Annotated in this window: 18 protein-coding genes; 9 read left to right on the top strand and 9 right to left on the bottom strand. The window is 66.6% G+C overall.

The features are described 5' to 3' along the window. Window positions 1–7 precede the first annotated feature (7 nt). Entirely contained in the window at window positions 8–1,039 is a 1,032-nt protein-coding gene (locus tag BMW75_RS26980) for an AraC family transcriptional regulator (RefSeq protein ID WP_076515495.1), read from the bottom strand. Between the two features lie 190 nt (window positions 1,040–1,229). Between BMW75_RS26980 and BMW75_RS26975 the strand changes: the two genes are divergently transcribed. Beyond that, a complete protein-coding gene (locus BMW75_RS26975) occupies window positions 1,230–2,399 on the top strand; it encodes a CaiB/BaiF CoA transferase family protein (protein WP_092582600.1) in 1,170 nt (389 codons plus the stop codon). An 80-nt stretch (window positions 2,400–2,479) separates the two neighbouring features. After that, window positions 2,480–3,475 (top strand): tripartite tricarboxylate transporter substrate binding protein, encoded by a 996-nt coding sequence (locus BMW75_RS26970; protein WP_092582599.1) that lies wholly within the window; start codon window positions 2,480–2,482, stop codon window positions 3,473–3,475. A gap of 46 nt (window positions 3,476–3,521) precedes the next feature. Here BMW75_RS26970 and BMW75_RS26965 read toward each other — a convergent pair whose 3' ends face one another. Continuing rightward, on the bottom strand, window positions 3,522–4,421 hold the full coding sequence (locus tag BMW75_RS26965) for a LysR family transcriptional regulator (RefSeq protein ID WP_231952184.1): 900 nt from the start codon (window positions 4,419–4,421) through the stop codon (window positions 3,522–3,524). A 71-nt stretch (window positions 4,422–4,492) separates the two neighbouring features. Here BMW75_RS26965 and BMW75_RS26960 point away from each other — a divergent pair, with 71 nt between their 5' ends. The 3 genes from BMW75_RS26960 to BMW75_RS26950 all read left to right on the top strand — a co-directional run bounded on the left by BMW75_RS26960 (window position 4,493) and on the right by BMW75_RS26950 (window position 7,270). Further along, entirely contained in the window at window positions 4,493–5,740 is a 1,248-nt protein-coding gene (locus tag BMW75_RS26960) for a CaiB/BaiF CoA transferase family protein (protein WP_092582652.1), read from the top strand. After that, the gene (locus BMW75_RS26955; RefSeq protein WP_092582598.1) at window positions 5,737–6,216 is read left to right on the top strand and encodes a MaoC family dehydratase; all 480 of its coding nucleotides are present in this window, start codon (window positions 5,737–5,739) and stop codon (window positions 6,214–6,216) included. Before BMW75_RS26960 ends, BMW75_RS26955 begins: the two co-directional genes overlap by 4 nt. Before the next feature lie 88 nt (window positions 6,217–6,304). Then, on the top strand, window positions 6,305–7,270 hold the full coding sequence (locus BMW75_RS26950) for a Bug family tripartite tricarboxylate transporter substrate binding protein (RefSeq protein ID WP_092582597.1): 966 nt from the start codon (window positions 6,305–6,307) through the stop codon (window positions 7,268–7,270). On the opposite strand, the gene BMW75_RS26945 is transcribed toward BMW75_RS26950, so the two are convergent. The 7 genes from BMW75_RS26945 to BMW75_RS26915 all read right to left on the bottom strand — a co-directional run bounded on the left by BMW75_RS26945 (window position 7,271) and on the right by BMW75_RS26915 (window position 14,500). Next, complete coding sequence (locus BMW75_RS26945) at window positions 7,271–7,753, bottom strand: hypothetical protein (protein ID WP_254792135.1); 483 nt, start codon at window positions 7,751–7,753, stop codon at window positions 7,271–7,273. A 12-nt stretch (window positions 7,754–7,765) separates the two neighbouring features. Further along, window positions 7,766–8,638, bottom strand: a complete 873-nt coding sequence (locus BMW75_RS26940; protein WP_139208604.1) for a hypothetical protein — start codon at window positions 8,636–8,638, stop codon at window positions 7,766–7,768. A gap of 160 nt (window positions 8,639–8,798) precedes the next feature. After that, window positions 8,799–9,173: a tautomerase family protein gene (locus BMW75_RS26935; RefSeq protein ID WP_076515509.1), complete on the bottom strand. Its 375-nt coding sequence runs from the start codon at window positions 9,171–9,173 to the stop codon at window positions 8,799–8,801. Window positions 9,174–9,312: 139 nt separating this feature from the next. Beyond that, a complete protein-coding gene (locus BMW75_RS26930; protein WP_092582594.1) occupies window positions 9,313–10,581 on the bottom strand; it encodes a quaternary amine ABC transporter ATP-binding protein in 1,269 nt (422 codons plus the stop codon). Further along, window positions 10,578–11,435 carry an ABC transporter permease gene (locus BMW75_RS26925; protein ID WP_092582593.1) on the bottom strand — a complete coding sequence of 286 codons (858 nt, stop codon included), beginning with the start codon at window positions 11,433–11,435 and terminating at the stop codon, window positions 10,578–10,580. Before BMW75_RS26925 ends, BMW75_RS26930 begins: the two co-directional genes overlap by 4 nt. 292 nt (window positions 11,436–11,727) lie before the next feature. Then, complete coding sequence (locus BMW75_RS26920) at window positions 11,728–12,729, bottom strand: ABC transporter substrate-binding protein (RefSeq protein WP_092582592.1); 1,002 nt, start codon at window positions 12,727–12,729, stop codon at window positions 11,728–11,730. A 499-nt stretch (window positions 12,730–13,228) separates the two neighbouring features. Continuing rightward, entirely contained in the window at window positions 13,229–14,500 is a 1,272-nt protein-coding gene (locus BMW75_RS26915) for a class I SAM-dependent methyltransferase (protein WP_092582591.1), read from the bottom strand. 170 nt (window positions 14,501–14,670) lie between these two features. Between BMW75_RS26915 and BMW75_RS26910 the strand changes: the two genes are divergently transcribed. From BMW75_RS26910 to BMW75_RS29805, 4 genes are all read left to right on the top strand, one after another. Beyond that, the gene (locus BMW75_RS26910) at window positions 14,671–15,870 is read left to right on the top strand and encodes a Bcr/CflA family multidrug efflux MFS transporter (RefSeq protein WP_092582590.1); all 1,200 of its coding nucleotides are present in this window, start codon (window positions 14,671–14,673) and stop codon (window positions 15,868–15,870) included. Window positions 15,871–16,180: 310 nt separating this feature from the next. Beyond that, window positions 16,181–16,417, top strand: coding sequence for a 50S ribosomal protein L28 (rpmB, locus tag BMW75_RS26905; RefSeq protein ID WP_076515521.1), 237 nt, complete (start codon window positions 16,181–16,183; stop codon window positions 16,415–16,417). 37 nt (window positions 16,418–16,454) lie between these two features. Beyond that, window positions 16,455–16,622, top strand: a complete 168-nt coding sequence (gene rpmG, locus BMW75_RS26900) for a 50S ribosomal protein L33 (protein ID WP_003810296.1) — start codon at window positions 16,455–16,457, stop codon at window positions 16,620–16,622. 110 nt (window positions 16,623–16,732) lie between these two features. Continuing rightward, window positions 16,733–17,068 (top strand): helix-turn-helix domain-containing protein (locus BMW75_RS29805; protein ID WP_371467764.1); only part of this gene is annotated, 336 nt, incomplete at its 3' end.

Here is a 17,068-nt window from a genome sequence, read left to right as displayed (position 1 = left end):
GAAAGTGTCAGTCCATGGGCGGCCGGCAGGCCGGACCGCACACGAGCCGGTTGCGGCGGTATTCGCCGGGCGACACGCCCGTCCATTTCTTGAACGCGCGGTGGAAGGTGCTGGGCTCGGAAAACCCCAGTCGCTCGGCGATGTCCATCAGCGATAGATCGTGCCGTCCCAGGTATTCGACCGCCGCATCGCGCCGCAGGTCGTCCTTGAGCACCTGGAATCCCTGGCCTTCTTCGCGCAGGTGGCGCCGCAGCGTCTGCGGCGTCATCGACAACTGCGCGCTGACCTGCGCCAGCGACGGCAGGTCGGCCGACAGGTCGTTGCGCAGCAGGCGCCGGATGCGGTCGGTGAGCGTTGCGCGATCCTGGTACTTCACCAGCAGATCGAATGGCGCATTCGCCAGGAAGGCCTTGAGCGCCTGCGCGTCCTGCACCACCGGCAGCGCCAGCCAGCGCGACTCCAGCCGCAGGCCCGTCACCTGCTGCCCATAGTGGACCGGGGCATGGAACACCCTGTGCGCGTCGGCGCTGCGTGTGCCGCCGTTGTAGTCCACGCCCAATATCGGAATGCGGCGCCCGGCCAGCCAGTTCGCCACGCCCAGCGTGAAGAACAGAAAGGTGCGCTCGGCGTACCACTGCGTGCAGCGGCGTTCGCCGCGCGCATCCAGCACGACGCGCGCGGCATCGCGGTCCACGCACAGACGCGCGGTGAAGTCGCGCAGGACGCCGTGGTAATAGCGGAACGCGACGCGCAGCGCCTGCCCCACCGTGGCCTCCTGCAGCGCGAGCCGGCAGGCATGGGCGAAGGCGCCCAACGGAACCGGCTGGCGGCCCATGCCCAGGAAGTCGTCGCGCGTGGCGCGCCGCAGCATCCGCAGGATCTGCGCGAACTGCGCCTGCGACACGCGCGCCATCGGCGCCTGCAGCAGCGCGGGCGGCACGTCGGCGCGCAACAGCACCCGGTCGACGTCCACGCCGCGGCGGCGTGCGCCTTGCAGGATCTGGGCGACATGCCCCACGGCGATGGTGTGATGCGTCATGGCGATTCCCGAGGCGGGGTGGACACCGATGGCGTCGATGGTAGCGAAAGGTCCGCCGGCAAGAAATGCCCGGCGTGAGCATTCCCGCCAAGCGAAATCAGCGATTTCGCCATTGGACCGCCGCAAAGCCGCGCCTAGACTGGCTTGAGCCGATTCCCGGCCGCCTCTTCGTATTTACCGGAGTCCCTCTTTGGATACGCCGAACACCGCCCCGCTCGCGGACATCAGGATCCTGGACTTGTCGCGATTGCTGCCCGGCCCGCTGGGCGCGCAGTACCTGGCGGACCTGGGCGCGGACGTGATCAAGATCGAAGACACGCAGGCCGGCGACTATGCGCCGCCGTCGCTGCGCGCGGTGTGCAACCGCAACAAGCGCGGCCTGCGGCTGGACCTGAAGCACCCCGACGGCCAGGCCGCGCTGGCGGCGCTGGCGCGCGAGGCGGACGTCGTGATCGAGAGCTTCCGGCCCGGCGTGGCGGCCCGCCTGAAGGCCGACTATCCCACCCTGGCCGGCCACAATCCCCGGCTGGTGTACTGCAGCATCACCGGCTACGGCCAGACGGGTCCCTTGCGTCACGCCGCCGGCCACGACCTGAATTATTCGGCCTATGCCGGCGTGGCGGACCAGATGGGCTGCGGCCCGGACGAACCCGCGCTGTCCAACGTGCCCGTGGCCGATATCCTGGGCGGCTCGCTCACGGCGGCGATGGGCATCCTGGCTGCCCTGCTCGACGCGCGGCGCACCGGCCGCGGCCGCTGTCTAGACATCGCCATCGCGGACGGCCTGCTGGCCAGCGCGGCGGTGCCGCTGGCCACCCTCAACGCCCACGGCGCCACCCGGCCCGCCGGCGGCGACACGCTCTCTGGCGCACTGGCCTGCTACGGCCAATACCGCGCGCAGGACGGCCGCCATCTGGCGGTGGCGGCGCTGGAACCCAAATTCTGGACGGCGCTGTGCCAGCGCCTGGACCGCACGGACCTGATTCCCCTGCACCGCGATGCCGATGCGGCGCAACAGGCCCATGTGCGCGCAGAACTTGAACGCCTGTTCGGCTCGAAGCCGCGGGCGCATTGGCTAGCCTTGCTGGACGGCGCGGATTGCTGCGTGTCCCCGGTGCTGACGCTGGCCGAAAGCCTGGCGCACCCGCAATTCGTCGCGCGCGGCATGGTGCGGCAGGTCCGGCACGACGCCTACGGCAGCGGCGCGCAGATCGCCAGCCCCGTGAAAATGTCCGGCTTTCAGTTCGCCATCCATCGGCAGGCGCCCCTGCCCGGCGAACATACCGACCAGATCCTGCGCGAAGCCGGCTACGACGACGCCGCCATCGCCAGCCTGCGCGCGCGCGGCATCGCGCGCTAGGCGTTGCCTTTCCCGGCGCGCCTGACGCCGCCGGAAACCTGCTGTCTGCTGTGCCCATAACAACCAGGACGGAGACCACCATGACGCATCCCATTTGCAGCACCGCTTCGCCCAGACGCCGCAGCCTGCTCAAGCTGGGGCTGGCCTTGCCCGCGGCGCTTGGCCTTTGCGCGCCCGCGCGCGCCGCCGCGTTCCCCGCGCGGCCCATCACGCTGATCGTGCCCTTTCCCGCGGGCGGCGCCACCGACACGCAGATGCGCGCCCTGGCGGTGGCGGCCTCGCGCGAACTCGGCCAGCCGGTCGTCATCGCCAACCGGCCCGGAGCGGGCGGCACGCTGGGACCCGCCGCCATGGCGCAAACGGCGGCGCCCGACGGCTATACGGTGTCGGTGGTGGTGGGCACCTTGTTTCGCTATCCCTTCCTGCAAGCGGTCAACTACGACCCGCTCAAGGACTTCACCTACGTCGCCTGCATGACGGCCTACTCCTACGGCATCGTCGTGCGGCAGGACGCGCCGTGGAAGACGCTGGACGACCTCATCGCCGATGCGCGGGCCAACCCCGACAGGATCAGCTATGGCGCGACCGGCACGGGCGGCTCCGGGCGCATCGCCATCGAACGCCTGTCCCGGCTCACCGGCGTCAGGTTCAACTTCATCCCCTACAAGGGCGCGGCTGAAGAAACCACCGCGCTGCTGGGCGGACATATCCAGATGGTGTCGGATGCGGGCTGGGGTCCGATGATCGACACCGGCAAGGCGCGGCTGCTGGCAGTGATGGGCGACGCGCGCGCCCGGCGCTTGCCCGACGTGCCCACGCTCACCGAGCTGGGCTATCCCATCGTCGCCTCCAACCCCGTCGGCATCGCCGGACCCAAGGGCATGGACCCGGCCATCGTCGCCGTGCTGCAGCAGGCATTCCATCGCGCCTCGCGCGACGCGGAATACAACCGCGCGCTGGAAAGCGCCGACCAGCCGCACATGCTGATGGACTCGGCCGCCTATACGGACTACGCCATCCGGCAGGTGGCGCAGGAAAAGCAGTTCGTGGCCGAACTGGGCTTGAAGACGCAGTAGCGGCCGCGCCCGGCCGCGCGCCTCATGCCCCCGGCCGGGCGACCGTTCAGCCCGCCTCCGGCGCCAGCATGCTGTCGCGCAGCCGCAGCACCGACGCACACGACGTGTCGCGATGCGTCACCAGCGACAGGGACAGCGCGCCGTGCGCATCCGCATCGGTCAGGGACACGAAGGCCACGTGCGGCGTGGAGTACGCGCGCGTCACGCCCGGCACCAGCGCGACGCCCATGCCGCTGGCGACCAGGCTGACCAGCGTCTGCACCTGGATGGCTTCCTGGCTGATGCGCGGCGAAAAGCCCGCCTTGTGGCACAGCGCCAGCGTCACCCCGTTCAGGCCGGGCACCTTGGCCGGCGAATACAGCACGAAGTTCTCGGACCGCATGCGCGCCAGCGCAACGGGGCCGGCGGCGGCAAGCGGATGCCCGGCGGGCACGGCAAGGATGAGATCGTCGCGCTCCACCACCCAGGAATCCAGCTCGCTGTCTTCGGCCAGCGGCCCGCGCACCAGGCCCGCGTCGATATCGTTGGCGCGCAGCATCGCCACCAGCCCCACCGTGCTGTCCTCGCGCAGGTCCAGTTGCACGTCCGGGTACTGCGCGCGAAACACGGGCAGGCAGCGCGGCAGCAGCATGTAGGTGGCCGAGCCGACGAAGCCCAGGCGCAGCGTGCCCCATTCGCCCAGCGCCACGCGGCGGGCGGCCTGCCGGGCCTGCTCGGTGTGGAACAGCGCGCGCCGCGCGTCGGCCATCAACGCGTCTCCGGCAGGCGTGGTGGTCACGCCCTTGGCGCCTCGCACCAGCAACGGCACGCCCACCGCATGTTCCAGTTTCTGGATGGACACCGATAGCGCGGGCTGCGCGATGTGCAGCGCGTCGGCCGCGCGCCGGTAACTTCCCAGTTCGGCAATCGTCACGAATTGCCGAAGCTGGCGCAAATCTATAGCCATAACAGATTCCGTATCAAGTAATACCGAAGCCATATTAGACGCGTATGAGCGGCGCCGATAGCATGGCCCCCATGACAACCTCTCCCTCTCCCCGCGCCGCCGCGCTGGACGGCGTGCGCATCCTGGACCTGACCTCCGTCGTGTTCGGCCCCTACGCGTCGCAGATCCTGGCCGACTATGGCGCGGACGTGATCAAGGTGGAAGCGCCCGGCGGCGACTCCACCCGGCGCACCGGCCCGTCGCAGGAGGCCGGCCTGTCCGCGATCTTCCTGGGCCTGAACCGCAACAAGCGCAGCATCGTGCTGGACCTGAAACAGCCGGCCGCGCGCCAGGCGCTGCTGACGATGGTGGACCAGGCCGACGTGCTGATGCACAGCATGCGCCCCGCCAAGATGGCCGCGCTGGGCCTGGACCCCGCCACGCTGTGCGCCCGCAACCCCCGCTTGGTCTACGCGGGCCTGTACGGCTTCGGCGCGGGCGGCGCCTACGACGGGCGCCCGGCGTACGACGACATCATCCAGGGCCTGTCCGGCCTGGCCGACCTGGTGGGCCGCCAGACCGGCGCCCCGCGCTACCTGCCCACCGTCGCCGCCGACAAGACCTGCGGCCTCGTCGCCGCGCACGCCATCCTGGCCGCGCTGTTCCAGCGGGAGCGCACGGGCCTCGGCCAGGAGGTGGAAGTGCCCATGTTCGAAAGCATGGCGTCATTTGCGCTGGTGGAGCATTACTACGGCCGGCACCTGGCGGACGAGCCCGGCGCACCCGGCTATCCCCGCGTGCTGACGCCCTGGCGCCGGCCCTGCCAGACCGCCGACGGCCACGTCTGCCTGATGCCCTACACCGACGCGCACTGGCGCGACTTCTTCATCGCCGCCGGCCGGCCCGACCAGGCCGACGATCCGCGCTTTGCCGACATCTCGGCCCGCACCCGGCACATCGAGACGCTCTACGAGCTGCAGGCCGGCATCGTCGCCGCGCACGACACGGCCTACTGGCTGGCCCTGTGCGAACGCCTGGAAATTCCCGCCGCCCCCGTGAACCGGCTGGAGGACCTGGAAACCGACCCGCATCTGCAGAGCGTCGGCTTCTTCGTGCCGCTGCAAAGCGCCGCCGGCAGCCGCTATCGCTTCGCGCGCAACCCCGTGCGCCTGGCGCAATCCGAGGTGCCGCCCGCCATGCCCCCGCGGCTGGGCGAGCACACGCGCGAGGTGCTGCGCCAGGCGGGCCTGCCGCCCGCCGACATCGCGGCGCTGCTCGATACCGGCGCGGCCCGCGACGCGAGCGATCCCCTTCCTGAAAACGCCAAGGACCCCGCATGACCCAAGACCGCACTTCCGCCCCCGTCGCCCAACTCGGCCAGGGCTATTACTGGCAGGCCCTCGTCGTCGGCCAGCGCTTCCAGACGTTTCGCCGCACGGTCACCGAGACCGACATCGTGAATTTCATCAGCGTCACCGGCATGCTGGAAACCATCTTCATCGACGCCACCTACGCACACGGCGCGATCCAGGGCCGCCCCGCGCCGGGCGCGCTGACATATGGGCTGATCGAGGGCCTCATCATGCAGGGCATGGTGCAGGGCACGGGGCTGGCGCTGCTGGAAGTCCACAAGAAGATGCTCGCGCCCGTGGTGGCCGGCGACACCGTCTGGGCCGAGATCGAAGTCACGGGCGTGCGTCCCACCTCGCAGCACAACCGCGCGGTCGTCACCTCCGCCATCGAGGTGCGCAACCAGCACGGCAAGCCGGTGATGGCCTACACGGCCGTGCGCATGCTGGCTGGCAGGCCCGACTGAGTCCGCGCCGGACGGCGCAGTGTCCCGTAGAGGACACGGCCGCCCGGGCGTCATCCGCAGTACCCATAACAGCACAAGGAGACAAACCATGAAAAAAACAATGCTGGCCGCCACGCTGGCCATCCTGGCGCTGGGAGGCGCCGCGAGCGCGCAAGCCGCCTGGCCCGACCGCCCCGTCACGATGGTGGTGCCCTTCCCGCCCGGCGGGCCGACCGACCTGGTGGCGCGCGTGCTGGCCAAGCAGCTCACCGAACAGCTCGGCCAGACGGTGGTGGTGGAGAACAAGGGCGGCGCCAACGGCAACATCGGCATGCAGTACGCGGCCGCCGCCAAGCCCGACGGCTACACGGTGCTGTACAACACCTCGTCCATCGCCCTCAGCCCCAACCTCTACCGCTCGCTGCCCTTCGATCCGGTCAAGGACTTCGCGCCGGTCTCGACCACGGCCGTCATTCCGCTGGTCCTGCTGGTGCACCCATCCGTGCCCGCCGACACCGCGTCGGCCTTCGTCGACTATGCGCGCAAGCACCCCGGCAAGCTGTCGTACGGCTCGGCCGGCGCGGGCAACGTCACGCACCTGGGCGCGCTGCTGCTCCTGCGGTCGCTGGACATCGACGCCGTCCACGTCCCCTACCGCGGCAGCGCCCCCGCCATGACGGACCTGGTCGGCGGCCAGGTCCAGGTGATGACCAACACGCTCAACGATTCGCTGGGCTTCATCCGCGAAGGCAAGCTGCGCGCGCTGGCGGTCACCAGCGCGTCGCGCAGCGAACAGTTGCCGGATGTGCCGACGGTGGCCGAAACGGTGGCGCCGGGCTTTGGCATGGGCGCCTGGCAAGGCGTCGTCGTCCCGAGCGGCACGCCCGCGCCCGTCATCGACAAGCTGAACGCCGAGATCCTGCGCGCGCTGAAGTCGCCGGAAATGCAGAAGCAGCTCAAGGTGCAGGGCGCGCAGGCGCTGGGATCGACACCGCAGGAATATGGCGCCTACATCAAGAGCGAGATCGCGCGGTGGGGAGAGGTGGTGAAGGCGGCGAATGTGAAGCTGGATTAACTAGCGCGGGGGGACGAAGGGTTTGAAGACGAACTTTTCGCCATGCTCCTCACAGTCGGCTGCCAGCTGTTTCCACGCCCGGGTGCTCAAGGTGCGTGGGAACATGGCAGCCCGGTCGCCTTCTTCGAAGGTATCCCTGCCCCACTTCACGCCGTCGCGGTCGTTCATGAGGCTTGATTCGCGGATGCTTTTATCCCGGTTGCCATGCCACTGAATCAGGCTGTCGTCTTCGCCCCAAAACAGCCAGACTTGCGAGCCGCCGGCCTTCCATCGGTATCCCACCAGGCAGAAATGATTCGTCTGTCCGTTTTTATTCAGGTATGCCAACCGGTTTGCGATGGCCTTTTCGGGTTGCTGGTAGTAGGGGCTGGCCGAGACGGTAAACCGTTCGTCCGGCGTGATGCGGAAAGGCGCGTCGGGCAAATCGCCCGCGGCGGCCAGCGTAGGGCACGCCAACACCAGCATTGCTAGCAGTGTCTTCATGGAGAGGCTCATTCAACGGATCTTGAGGACGTTGGCTCGGTAGGCCGGCGTCAAGGTGTAGAAGTCCTGGCCGCCTTTTGTTCGAAAAAAGACGAAGTTGGGTCCTGGGCTGCCCGACAAAGCTGTTCGCCAAGCGTACAAGCCAGTGGTGCACGGATCGGCGACAGCCTCAGTGCTTTGCGCGACGTCAATCGCGGCGCTAACAAACCGCCGATAGCGTTGATAGCGGGCATCGGAGGCGTCATTGGCGACGCTCACGGCTTCATCGATCCGCCGCTTCAACGTGGACGGCAGCAACGGGTAGGTATCGAAATCAGCGACCTGCCCCGGTATCCTGACCACGTCGGCAAGATTCTGGATCGCCTTGGGATCCACGGAAGCGGGCCTCAATGAAAAATGCTGAGCGCCTGCACGCAGCCGATTCTGCAAGACGCGCTTGATCCATCTCATGCTCTCCAGCGCGTCCGCCTCGCCGGCGTAGTATTCATCTTCGGGACCCGCGGCTTCCGCGATCAGCAGCCTTGCCAGCAATCCGGCTTCAGTGCCTTCATTCGGCAACCGCAGTTCCGGCACGATCCTGACCCTGAGCCGCCGCGTGCCGGCATCAATCCTGCTCAAGGGCTGTTCGTTGACGTACGCGACCACTTCCACCACGCTCTCCCACTGCGAATGCGTGGCAAGCGAGACCAGCCTGATCGACTGCTCTCTGTTCCTGTCATCCGGGTTGATTGCCTCGACGCGAAGCAAGGAAGGCGGGTTTCCCTTGAACACAAGGTGCTTCTTGTTCGGCCCCAACCCCAGCACTTTGAGAAGCAGCGCGTTGCCCTGAACCAAGGCGATTTCAGGGGGAAGCGAAGAACGGTCGTTACGAATCAGCGTTGCCATGCAGGGACCCACCTCGCGTGTCCAGTTGGCGGCTCGAAACAGCCACCCACGTTATGGTCACGCGCGGGTCCGGCGCGGGATATCAGCGGCGTCTGAAATCGCCGCTATCCCCGATAGCCCCCGCCCCCGGACGGGAACGGGAACGGGAACGGGAATGCGGCTACCGTCCCGCCGCCTTCGCGCTCAGCCCATTGGCCACGCCCATGTCGGTCTTGGGCACGTCGCGCAGCAGCACGCGGACGTCTTCGCCGGAGATGTCGATGCTGGCGCACACGGCCTGGTTCAGCGCGGCGATCAGAGCGGCCTTCTTGGCCTCGTCGCGGCCTTCGATGAGGTCCACGTCCACGCGCGCCATGCGCTTGCCTATCTCGCCCGCGACGATCACGTGTTCCGCCGGCACTTCGTGCAGCACGATGCGCACGCTGGGCAAGGGCGCCGCGATGCTTTCGACCACCGCGTTGGACGCCGCCTTCAGCAGCGTGGCTTTCTGGGCGGCCGTGTGGCCTTGCATGATCTGGATGTTCAAAATGGGCATGGCGGTTTCCGATGTTTCGATAAAAGGAAAACCGGCCGAGCCGGCCGGCCAGCCATCATATCGTGACTGCGCCCGCGTGCAAGGGCATGCACGCGGGCGCAGTATGTGGCCGCAGTCAGGCTGGCGGGAAAGGCCGCGATCAGGCCGCTTTGTCGTGGCGCTCGGTCTCGGCGTCCGCCTGCGGCGGGGTCGCGTCGGCCACGGCCGGCGTTTCCACCTGGGCCGGCGTTTCGGTCAGGGCCGGCGTCACCAGCTCCACGACCTTCTTGCGCGACAGCATGCCCAGGAACTCGTCGTCCTCGCCCGTCACGGCGACCGGTTGGTCGCTGTGGACCAGTTGGGCCAGCACTTCGCCCAGGCCCGCAGTGGCGGGTACCGAGGCCAGGTCCTCGACGAAGCGGGACACGTCGCGCGCGCCTTCCTGCATCGCCGTCGCGGCCGCCTTGGCGGTCAACACACCCGCCAGCCGCTTGCCGTCCAGCACCGGCGCGTACTCATAGTTCAGCGCGTTCATGCGGTCCACGGCGTGCGCGGGGCGCGAGCGCATCGTCAGCGTCAGGCGCGCCGGGTTCACGGCGTGCGTGGCGTTGAGCACCTTGGTGCGGTTCACGTCCTGCAGGAACGACTGCACGTAATCGTTGGCCGGATTCAGCAGGATGTCCTCGGGCGTGCCCTCCTGCACCAGTTCGCCGTCCTTCAGGATGGCGATGCGGTTACCCAGGCGCAGCGCTTCGTCCAGATCGTGCGTAATGAAGACGATGGTCTTGTTGAGCTTGGCCTGAAGCTGCAGGAGCTGGTCCTGCATTTCGCGGCGGATCAGCGGGTCCAGGGCGGAGAATGCCTCGTCCATCAGCAGGATTTCGGCATCGGTCGCCAGGGCGCGCGCCAGGCCGACGCGCTGCTGCATGCCGCCCGAAAGCTGATGCGGGTACTGGTTCTCGAACCCCGACAGGCCCACCTGCTCCAGCCATTCGCGGGCGCGCTTCTCGCGCTCGGCCTTGCCCACGCCTTGCACGGTCAGGCCGTAGGCGGCGTTGTCCAGCACGGTGCGGTGCGGGAACAGCCCGAAGCGCTGGAACACCATGCTCATCTTCTTTTGACGGAAGACTTCGAGGTCGCGCTTGTTCAGGCTGACCACGTCCACGCCGTCAACCAGGATGTGGCCCGCGCTGGGCTCGATCAGGCGATTGAAATGGCGGATCAGCGTGGACTTGCCCGACCCGGACAGGCCCATGATGACGTAGATGCTGCCCTCTTCGATGGACAGGCTGATGTCGCGCAGGCCCAGCGTGTGGCCGCTTTCGGCCAGCAGCTGTTCCTTGCTCATGCCGCCCTGCGCGGCCTGCAGCCACTTCTTCGGATGCGATCCGAAGATCTTGTAGATGTTCTTGACTTCGATCTTGCTCATCGCTGGCCTCCCATGCGCATGCGCTGTCCATACGATTGCGTGATCCGGTCGAACAGCACGGCCAACACCACGATACCCAGGCCGGCCAACAGGCCCCGGCCCACTTCCAGGCGGTTGATGCCCAGCAGGACTTCATAGCCCAGCCCGCGCGCGCCGATCATCGACGCGATGACCACCATCGACAGCGCCATCATCGTGGTCTGGTTGATGCCAGCCATGATGTTGGGCAGCGCCAGGGGAAGCTGCACGCCGAAGAGCTGCTGGCGCGGATTGGCGCCAAAGGCGCGCGACGCCTCCAGCACTTCACGGTCGACCAGGCGGATGCCCAGGTCGGTCAGCCGGATCAGCGGCGGCACGGCATAGATGACCGTCGCGATGATGGCGGGGATCTTGCCCAGGCCGAACAGCATGACGACGGGAATCAGGTAGACGAAGCTGGGCATGGTCTGCATCACGTCCAGCACCGGCAGCATGATCGAGCGCAGCCAGTTCACGCGCGCCATCAGCACACCGAGCGGGATGCCGATCAGCACCGACAGGCCGGCCGCCATGATCATCAGCGCCAGCGTCTGCATGCCGGCGTCCCACAGGCCCAGCACGCCGATCAGGCACAGCAGCGCGCCCATCGCCAGGCTCAGGCCGATGCGGCGGCTCACGCCATACGCGATCGCCACCGTGACCGCGACGACCGCCCACCAGGGCGAACTGCGCAGCAGTTGCTCCAACCACACCAACGCGTGCAGGACCGGCTGGGACAGTTTCTCCAGCGTATCCGCATAGTTGGTGACCAGATGATCGACGAAACCGTCGATCGCCCCTCGTACCTGACGGGCGGGAATAATTTCAGGAAACATGCATTTGACTCCATTCTGGCGCGCTCGCCGCCCGTGTCGCCACCGGGCACGCCGGCGCAGCGGAAAACAACGAGACTGAGACGGGTGCCTGGCACCGGGACGGACCGCCAGGGGCGGGGGTCCATCCCACATCGGTGCCCGGCACCGGGATCACTGCCACCGCAGGTGGCGGCACAAGCACGCTTGCCAGGCCGGGCGCTCGCGCCCGGCCGGCGGCCATCCCGGCAAAGAGGTCCGGTCCCTCCAGGGGCCGGTACGCGCCACCGCGGCGCGCAGCCAGGATCACAGTGCTTTACAGCGCGCTTTGGACGCGCCCGGCGACGTCGGCGGGGACCCACTTGGTCCAGACGTCGGGTTTGTTTTTCAGGAACCACTTGGCCACGGCGTTGGATTCATCGCCGGACTCTTCCATGTGGGCCAGGGTTTCATTGATGACCGGCAGCGGCACCGAGACCTTGGACAGGAACTCGGTCAGCTTGGGCGCATCCTGGGAGAACTTCGTGTTCACCGCCGTGAAGACGGGATTGTCGGGATAGGCGCTGGGCTCGGGCTTGGCGCACTTGGGCGAGGTCAGGCACTTGTGCTTTTCAGCGTCGTAGGGCGGCATGTCCAGCTTGACCAGGTCCATGGCGCCGACCAGCGGCGTGGGCGACCAGTAATAGAACACGACGTTCTGCTTGCGCTTGTAGGCCGACATCAGGGCCGCCTTCTGCGCCGCGCCCGTGCCGGGCGAGTACAGCGTGTAGGTGTCGTCCAGCTTCAGGGCATGGAACAGGTTGTTGCTGGTGACTTCGCAACCCCAGCCTGCCGGGCAACCGTAGAAGCGGCCCTTGCCGGGCTCTTCCGGATCCTTGAATTCGTCCTTGAACTTGGGCAGATCGGCCGCGGACTTCAGCTCGGGCAGGCGCTCGGCCGTGTAGCGAGGGATGTACCAGCCTTCGGCGCCCATGTACAGGTCGCCGATGCGCTTGACCTTGCCGGTCTTCTGGGCGCGATCCCAGGGATCGGCCACGCTGTTCAGCCAGATCTCGGTGTTGATGTCCAGATCGCCGCGCTCCAGGGCGGCCAGGGCGGGCAGGGTCTCGGTGGGCAGGGTTTCGGTCTTGCAACCGTAGCCCTTTTCCATGATGAAACGTTCGACGTCGACCAGGACCAGATTGGATTCCCAGTTCATGGCGCCAAACATGACGGGCCGCTTGAGTTCACATTGCGAGGCATCGGCGGCTTGGGCCGATCCGGCAAATGCAAACAGGACGGCCGCGGCGGCCAGGGTCTTGACAGGGGTAAAACGCATTGGCTTTTGCCTCCATAGGTTCAGGCACACACGCCAGGAACAGGCCCTGGGCGGCACCATGGAGCTAAGGGGGTTGTGCGGAAGACGGGCTGAACCGCCAATACAAACCGACACTAGCAACAAGACGGCCCGCGAGGATCGCGGCGTCTTGCAAGACAGGGAGCATCAGAAAGGATTTCCTGAATACCCACAGAAAGAGAACAAACTGAACGAAGAAGGCGGCATCTTAAACGAAATTGATATGCAGACCAACCCCAGCGGTGAATGAAACAGATACATTCGGCCTAAATTCTGTCAGGGATAACCCGGACCCTCACAGGGAAGGCACGCGGTTTCTCCTGGGGAAATTCGCCCCCCTGGCGTGGAAACATTTAGTTAACAATACGTGCCTATTAATACGTTCAGGCGGTTCCAGAGCGGCCGAAAAGTCCGCCTTTGGCTCCAAACCAACGCAATTTTTACGCACAGATAATGGAGCCAAAGCAAGCAAACCGCGACATCACCGCGCCGCCGGTTCCCCATACATGTAATCCCGCCGCCACGGATACGAAGGCCCCGCCGGCTCGTCCAGATCGTCCGCCCTTCCCCCCGCCGCCGGATGCTGGGCAAGGACCTGGTGCAGCGCGATCCATCCATGTTCGAAGGCCATCGCGCAGCCGGCCAGATACAGCCGGTACGCGCGCAGCGCGCGCTCGCCCTGGCCGGCGCCCAGGATCTGCGCCGCCTCCGGCAGCCGCGCCTCCAGCCCGTCGCTCCACGCCCACAGGGTGCGCGCGTAGTGCGGGCGCAGGTTTTCCACGTCCAAGTCTTCCAGGCCGCCATTGGCCAGCGCCTGCATCACGACACTGATGTGCGTCAGTTCGCCCCCGGGGAAGATGTATTTCTCGATGAACTCGCCCATGCCATTGCCCAGTTCCGCGTTGTAGACGCCCGCGGCGGTGATGCCATGGTTCATGATCAGACCGCCCGGCTTGAGCAGGCGCCGCAGCTTGGCGAAGTAGCCGTCGAGTTGCGCGCGCCCCACGTGCTCGAACATGCCCACCGACGCGATCTTGTCGTAAGGCTGGGCCTCATCCAGCTTGCGGTAGTCGAGCAGTTCCATGCGCACACGTCCGGCCAGCCCCTTTTCCTGGATCAGCCGGACCACGTGCGCATGCTGGTTGCGCGACAGCGTGATGCCGGTGGCGTCCACGCCGTAGCGTTCGGCAGCCCACAACAGCAGCCCGCCCCACCCCGCCCCGACGTCCAGGAAGCGTTCGCCCGCCCGCAGGCGCAGCTTGCGGCAGATGTGGTCCAGCTTGGCCTGCTGCGCCTGCGCCAGCGTCATGCCGGGTTCGCGGTAGTAGGCGCAGGAATAGACCCGGCGCGGATCCAGCCACAGCGCGTAGAAGTCGTCGGACAGGTCGTAGTGGAATTCGATCTGCCTGGCGTCGCGCGCGACCGAGTGCCGCCAGACCGACATCACCTTGCGCACCAGATCGGTCAGCCAGCCGCCGCGCGCCGCCTCCATCGGCGATCCCGGCAGCAGCGCCGCGGCCACCGCCATCACATCGCGCATGCTGCCCTCGATGTCGATGCGGCCTTCCACGTAATCCTGCCCCAGCACGCCCACCGCGCCTTCGGCCAGATGGGCCAGCGCGGCCTTGTCGTGCGTCACGAACCGGACGCGGGGATCGGCAGCGCCCAGCACCGCGCCGTCAGGCAGCACCAGTTGGACCGGGACAGGCACCGCCTGGAGTTTGCGTTCCACGATAGATAGCAAAGGACTCACGGCCTTTCCTCCGGATACGTAAAGACGCCAGAAACGCCATCGGAAAACACCTGCAATCTTGCTGTAAGCCAGCCCATGATAAAGTCACCGGCTTGGCGCGAACAGTGCGGCGGTATTTACGGCCGCGGCAACACGATCCGCGCCCTGTCCCTGCGCTTACCGCGATCTACATGCCCCCAACACAAACATCCCGCAGCAGCCTGCCCGGTTGGCTTATTCTCATGGGTGCGCTGACGGCCATCGGCCCGTTCGCCATCGATATGTACCTGCCGGCGTTTCCGACCATCGCCGCCAACCTGGGCGTCTCGCGCGGCGACGTCGAACGCACGCTGGCGGCGTACCTGATCGGCCTGGCGCTGGCGCAGGTGTTCTACGGCCCGATGGCCGACCGCTACGGCCGCAAGCCGCCGCTGCTGGTGGGCCTGACGCTCTTCATGATCGCCTCGCTGGGGTGCGCGCTGTCGGGCTCGGTCGAAGCCCTGACCGGCTGGCGCGTCGTGCAGGCCATGGGCGGCGCGGCCGGCATCGTGATCCCGCGGGCGGTCATCCGCGACCACTACGAAACCCACGAAGCCGCGCGAGCGATGTCGCTGCTGATGCTCATCATGGGCCTCGCGCCGATCCTCGCCCCGCTGATCGGCGGCCAGTTGCTGACCATTACTTCCTGGCGCAGCCTTTTCTGGGTGATGCTGGCGGGCGGCGCGATGCTGATGGCCGCGGTCATCCTGATCATGAAGGAGTCGCTCGCGCCCGAACGCGCGGTGCCGTTGCGCTGGAGCACCATCCTGCAGAATTACCGCGGCCTCTTCGCCCACCGCGGCTTCATGTCGCACAGCCTGGCGGGCGGCTTCGGCCAGGCCGGCATGTTCGCCTACATCATCGGTTCGCCCCGCGTCTTCATCGAACTCTACGGCGTGCCGCCCCAGTACTACGGTCTGCTGTTCGGCACCAACGCGCTGGCGCTCATCATCTGTTCGCAGATCAGCGCCCGCCTGCTGCGCACCCACACGCCTCGCCAGTTGCAGCAGCGCGCGCTGGTGGCGCTGGCCTGCGCCAGCCTGGTGGCCGTGGCGCTCACGCTGGCCGGCCTGCTGACCCTGCCCCTTCTGATGCTGTGCCTCGTCTGCTACATGGGAAGCCAGGGGTTCGTGAATCCCAACTCCGCGGCCTTGGCGCTGTCGGACCAGGGCAAGCGCCTGGGTGCGGCGTCCGCGTTACTGGGAACGCTCCAACTGTCCTGCGGCGCGCTCGCCGGTTTCGCGGTCAGCGCCTGGCAATCGGACAGCGCCCTGCCCCTGACGACCACCCTGGCGGCTTGCGCCTGCCTGTCCTGGACGGCGGGCCGTGTGGCGCGTTCGCACACGGCCTAGCCCTGCGGCTTGATTTGGGTCGCCTTTTCGTATTAGAATCGCGGTCTTCACATGAAGTTTCCCGTGCGGGACTACTATGCTTTGTAGTTCAGCACTCTGACCCCCAACCGCGTGTTGTTGCATTGTTGAATGCAAGCGGGTGGCAGGCAGCGGGTATAAGCACTGGGGCGAAATCACTTTCCCCCTCATCCACTAAGACTGGGTGGCCGGCCAAGACAGCGCGCAGCGCGATCTTCACAGCCCGGCGGCTAAACCCCCGTCTCCCCCCCGAAGCGATGCGCGGCAAGAACGACACTAAAGAGGTGCATCCATGGCACGCGTATGCCAAGTGACCGGCAAAGGCCCGATGGTGGGCAACAATGTTTCGCACGCGAACAACAAGACCAAGCGTCGCTTCCTGCCCAACCTGCAATCGCGCCGGTTCTGGGTTGAAAGCGAAAACCGCTGGGTTCGCCTGCGTGTTTCGGCCAAGGCCATCCGCACGATCGACAAGAACGGCATCGAAGCCGTGCTGGCCGACATGCGTGCCCGCGGCGAACTGGCCTAATCGGCCTCCCCGCCAATCTACATACTAGGAGCACGACATGGCCAAAGGTATCCGCGAAAAGATCAAGCTCGAGTCGACCGCCGGCACGGGTCATTTCTACACGACCACCAAGAACAAGCGCAACATGCCCGAGAAGATGCTGATCAAGAAGTTTGATCCGGTCGCTCGCAAGCACGTCGACTACAAGGAAACCAAGCTGAAGTAATTCAGCCGGTATCCCGAGAAAAAGGCCCTGCCCATGCAGGGCCTTTTTTGTTGCCCGTGACCGGTCCTGGAATTGGTTGACACCTTTTTGAGAGAAAAAAGGAGAGTCAATTGGAATCAAGGATCAAGCGCACCCAGCGGGACTACAGCCTGGCTTTTAAACTGTCCGTTGTCGAGCAGGTGGAAAAAGGCGAGCTGACGTACAAAGAGGCTCAGCGCCGCTATGGAATCCAAGGTCGGTCGACGGTGCTGGTGTGGCTGCGCAAGCATGGTCGGCCGGGACTAAGCGGCTGGAGCCTGCCGACGGTCAGAGGAGTGGACATGGATCGTCAAGGCAAAGTGCTTACCCCCGAGCAGCGGATCAAGGAACTGGAGATTCAGCTCAAGGAAGCCCGCGAGAAGGCGCAGTTGTTTGAGGCCGTGGTCAATGTGTTGGAGAAGGATTAC

This window comes from Achromobacter sp. NFACC18-2, from assembly GCF_900108985.1.
Lineage (GTDB): Bacteria > Pseudomonadota > Gammaproteobacteria > Burkholderiales > Burkholderiaceae_B > Achromobacter.
Note: the sequence above shows the minus strand (reverse complement) of the source record. Positions and strands in the feature narration are given on the sequence as shown.

Excerpts from the sequence above, each read along its gene's own strand:
- BMW75_RS26980 (WP_076515495.1), bottom strand. The coding sequence starts at position 1,039 with ATGACGCATCACACCATCGCCGTGGGGCATGTCGCCCAGATCCTGCAA.
- BMW75_RS26970 (WP_092582599.1), top strand. The coding sequence starts at position 2,480 with ATGACGCATCCCATTTGCAGCACCGCTTCGCCCAGACGCCGCAGCCTG.
- BMW75_RS26965 (WP_231952184.1), bottom strand. The coding sequence starts at position 4,421 with ATGGCTATAGATTTGCGCCAGCTTCGGCAATTCGTGACGATTGCCGAA.
- BMW75_RS26960 (WP_092582652.1), top strand. The coding sequence starts at position 4,493 with ATGACAACCTCTCCCTCTCCCCGCGCCGCCGCGCTGGACGGCGTGCGC.
- BMW75_RS26955 (WP_092582598.1), top strand. The coding sequence starts at position 5,737 with ATGACCCAAGACCGCACTTCCGCCCCCGTCGCCCAACTCGGCCAGGGC.
- BMW75_RS26950 (WP_092582597.1), top strand. The coding sequence starts at position 6,305 with ATGAAAAAAACAATGCTGGCCGCCACGCTGGCCATCCTGGCGCTGGGA.
- BMW75_RS26945 (WP_254792135.1), bottom strand. The coding sequence starts at position 7,753 with ATGAAGACACTGCTAGCAATGCTGGTGTTGGCGTGCCCTACGCTGGCC.
- BMW75_RS26940 (WP_139208604.1), bottom strand. The coding sequence starts at position 8,638 with ATGGCAACGCTGATTCGTAACGACCGTTCTTCGCTTCCCCCTGAAATC.
- BMW75_RS26935 (WP_076515509.1), bottom strand. The coding sequence starts at position 9,173 with ATGCCCATTTTGAACATCCAGATCATGCAAGGCCACACGGCCGCCCAG.
- BMW75_RS26930 (WP_092582594.1), bottom strand. The coding sequence starts at position 10,581 with ATGAGCAAGATCGAAGTCAAGAACATCTACAAGATCTTCGGATCGCAT.
- BMW75_RS26925 (WP_092582593.1), bottom strand. The coding sequence starts at position 11,435 with ATGTTTCCTGAAATTATTCCCGCCCGTCAGGTACGAGGGGCGATCGAC.
- BMW75_RS26920 (WP_092582592.1), bottom strand. The coding sequence starts at position 12,729 with ATGCGTTTTACCCCTGTCAAGACCCTGGCCGCCGCGGCCGTCCTGTTT.
- BMW75_RS26910 (WP_092582590.1), top strand. The coding sequence starts at position 14,671 with ATGCCCCCAACACAAACATCCCGCAGCAGCCTGCCCGGTTGGCTTATT.
- rpmB (WP_076515521.1), top strand. The coding sequence starts at position 16,181 with ATGGCACGCGTATGCCAAGTGACCGGCAAAGGCCCGATGGTGGGCAAC.
- rpmG (WP_003810296.1), top strand. The coding sequence starts at position 16,455 with ATGGCCAAAGGTATCCGCGAAAAGATCAAGCTCGAGTCGACCGCCGGC.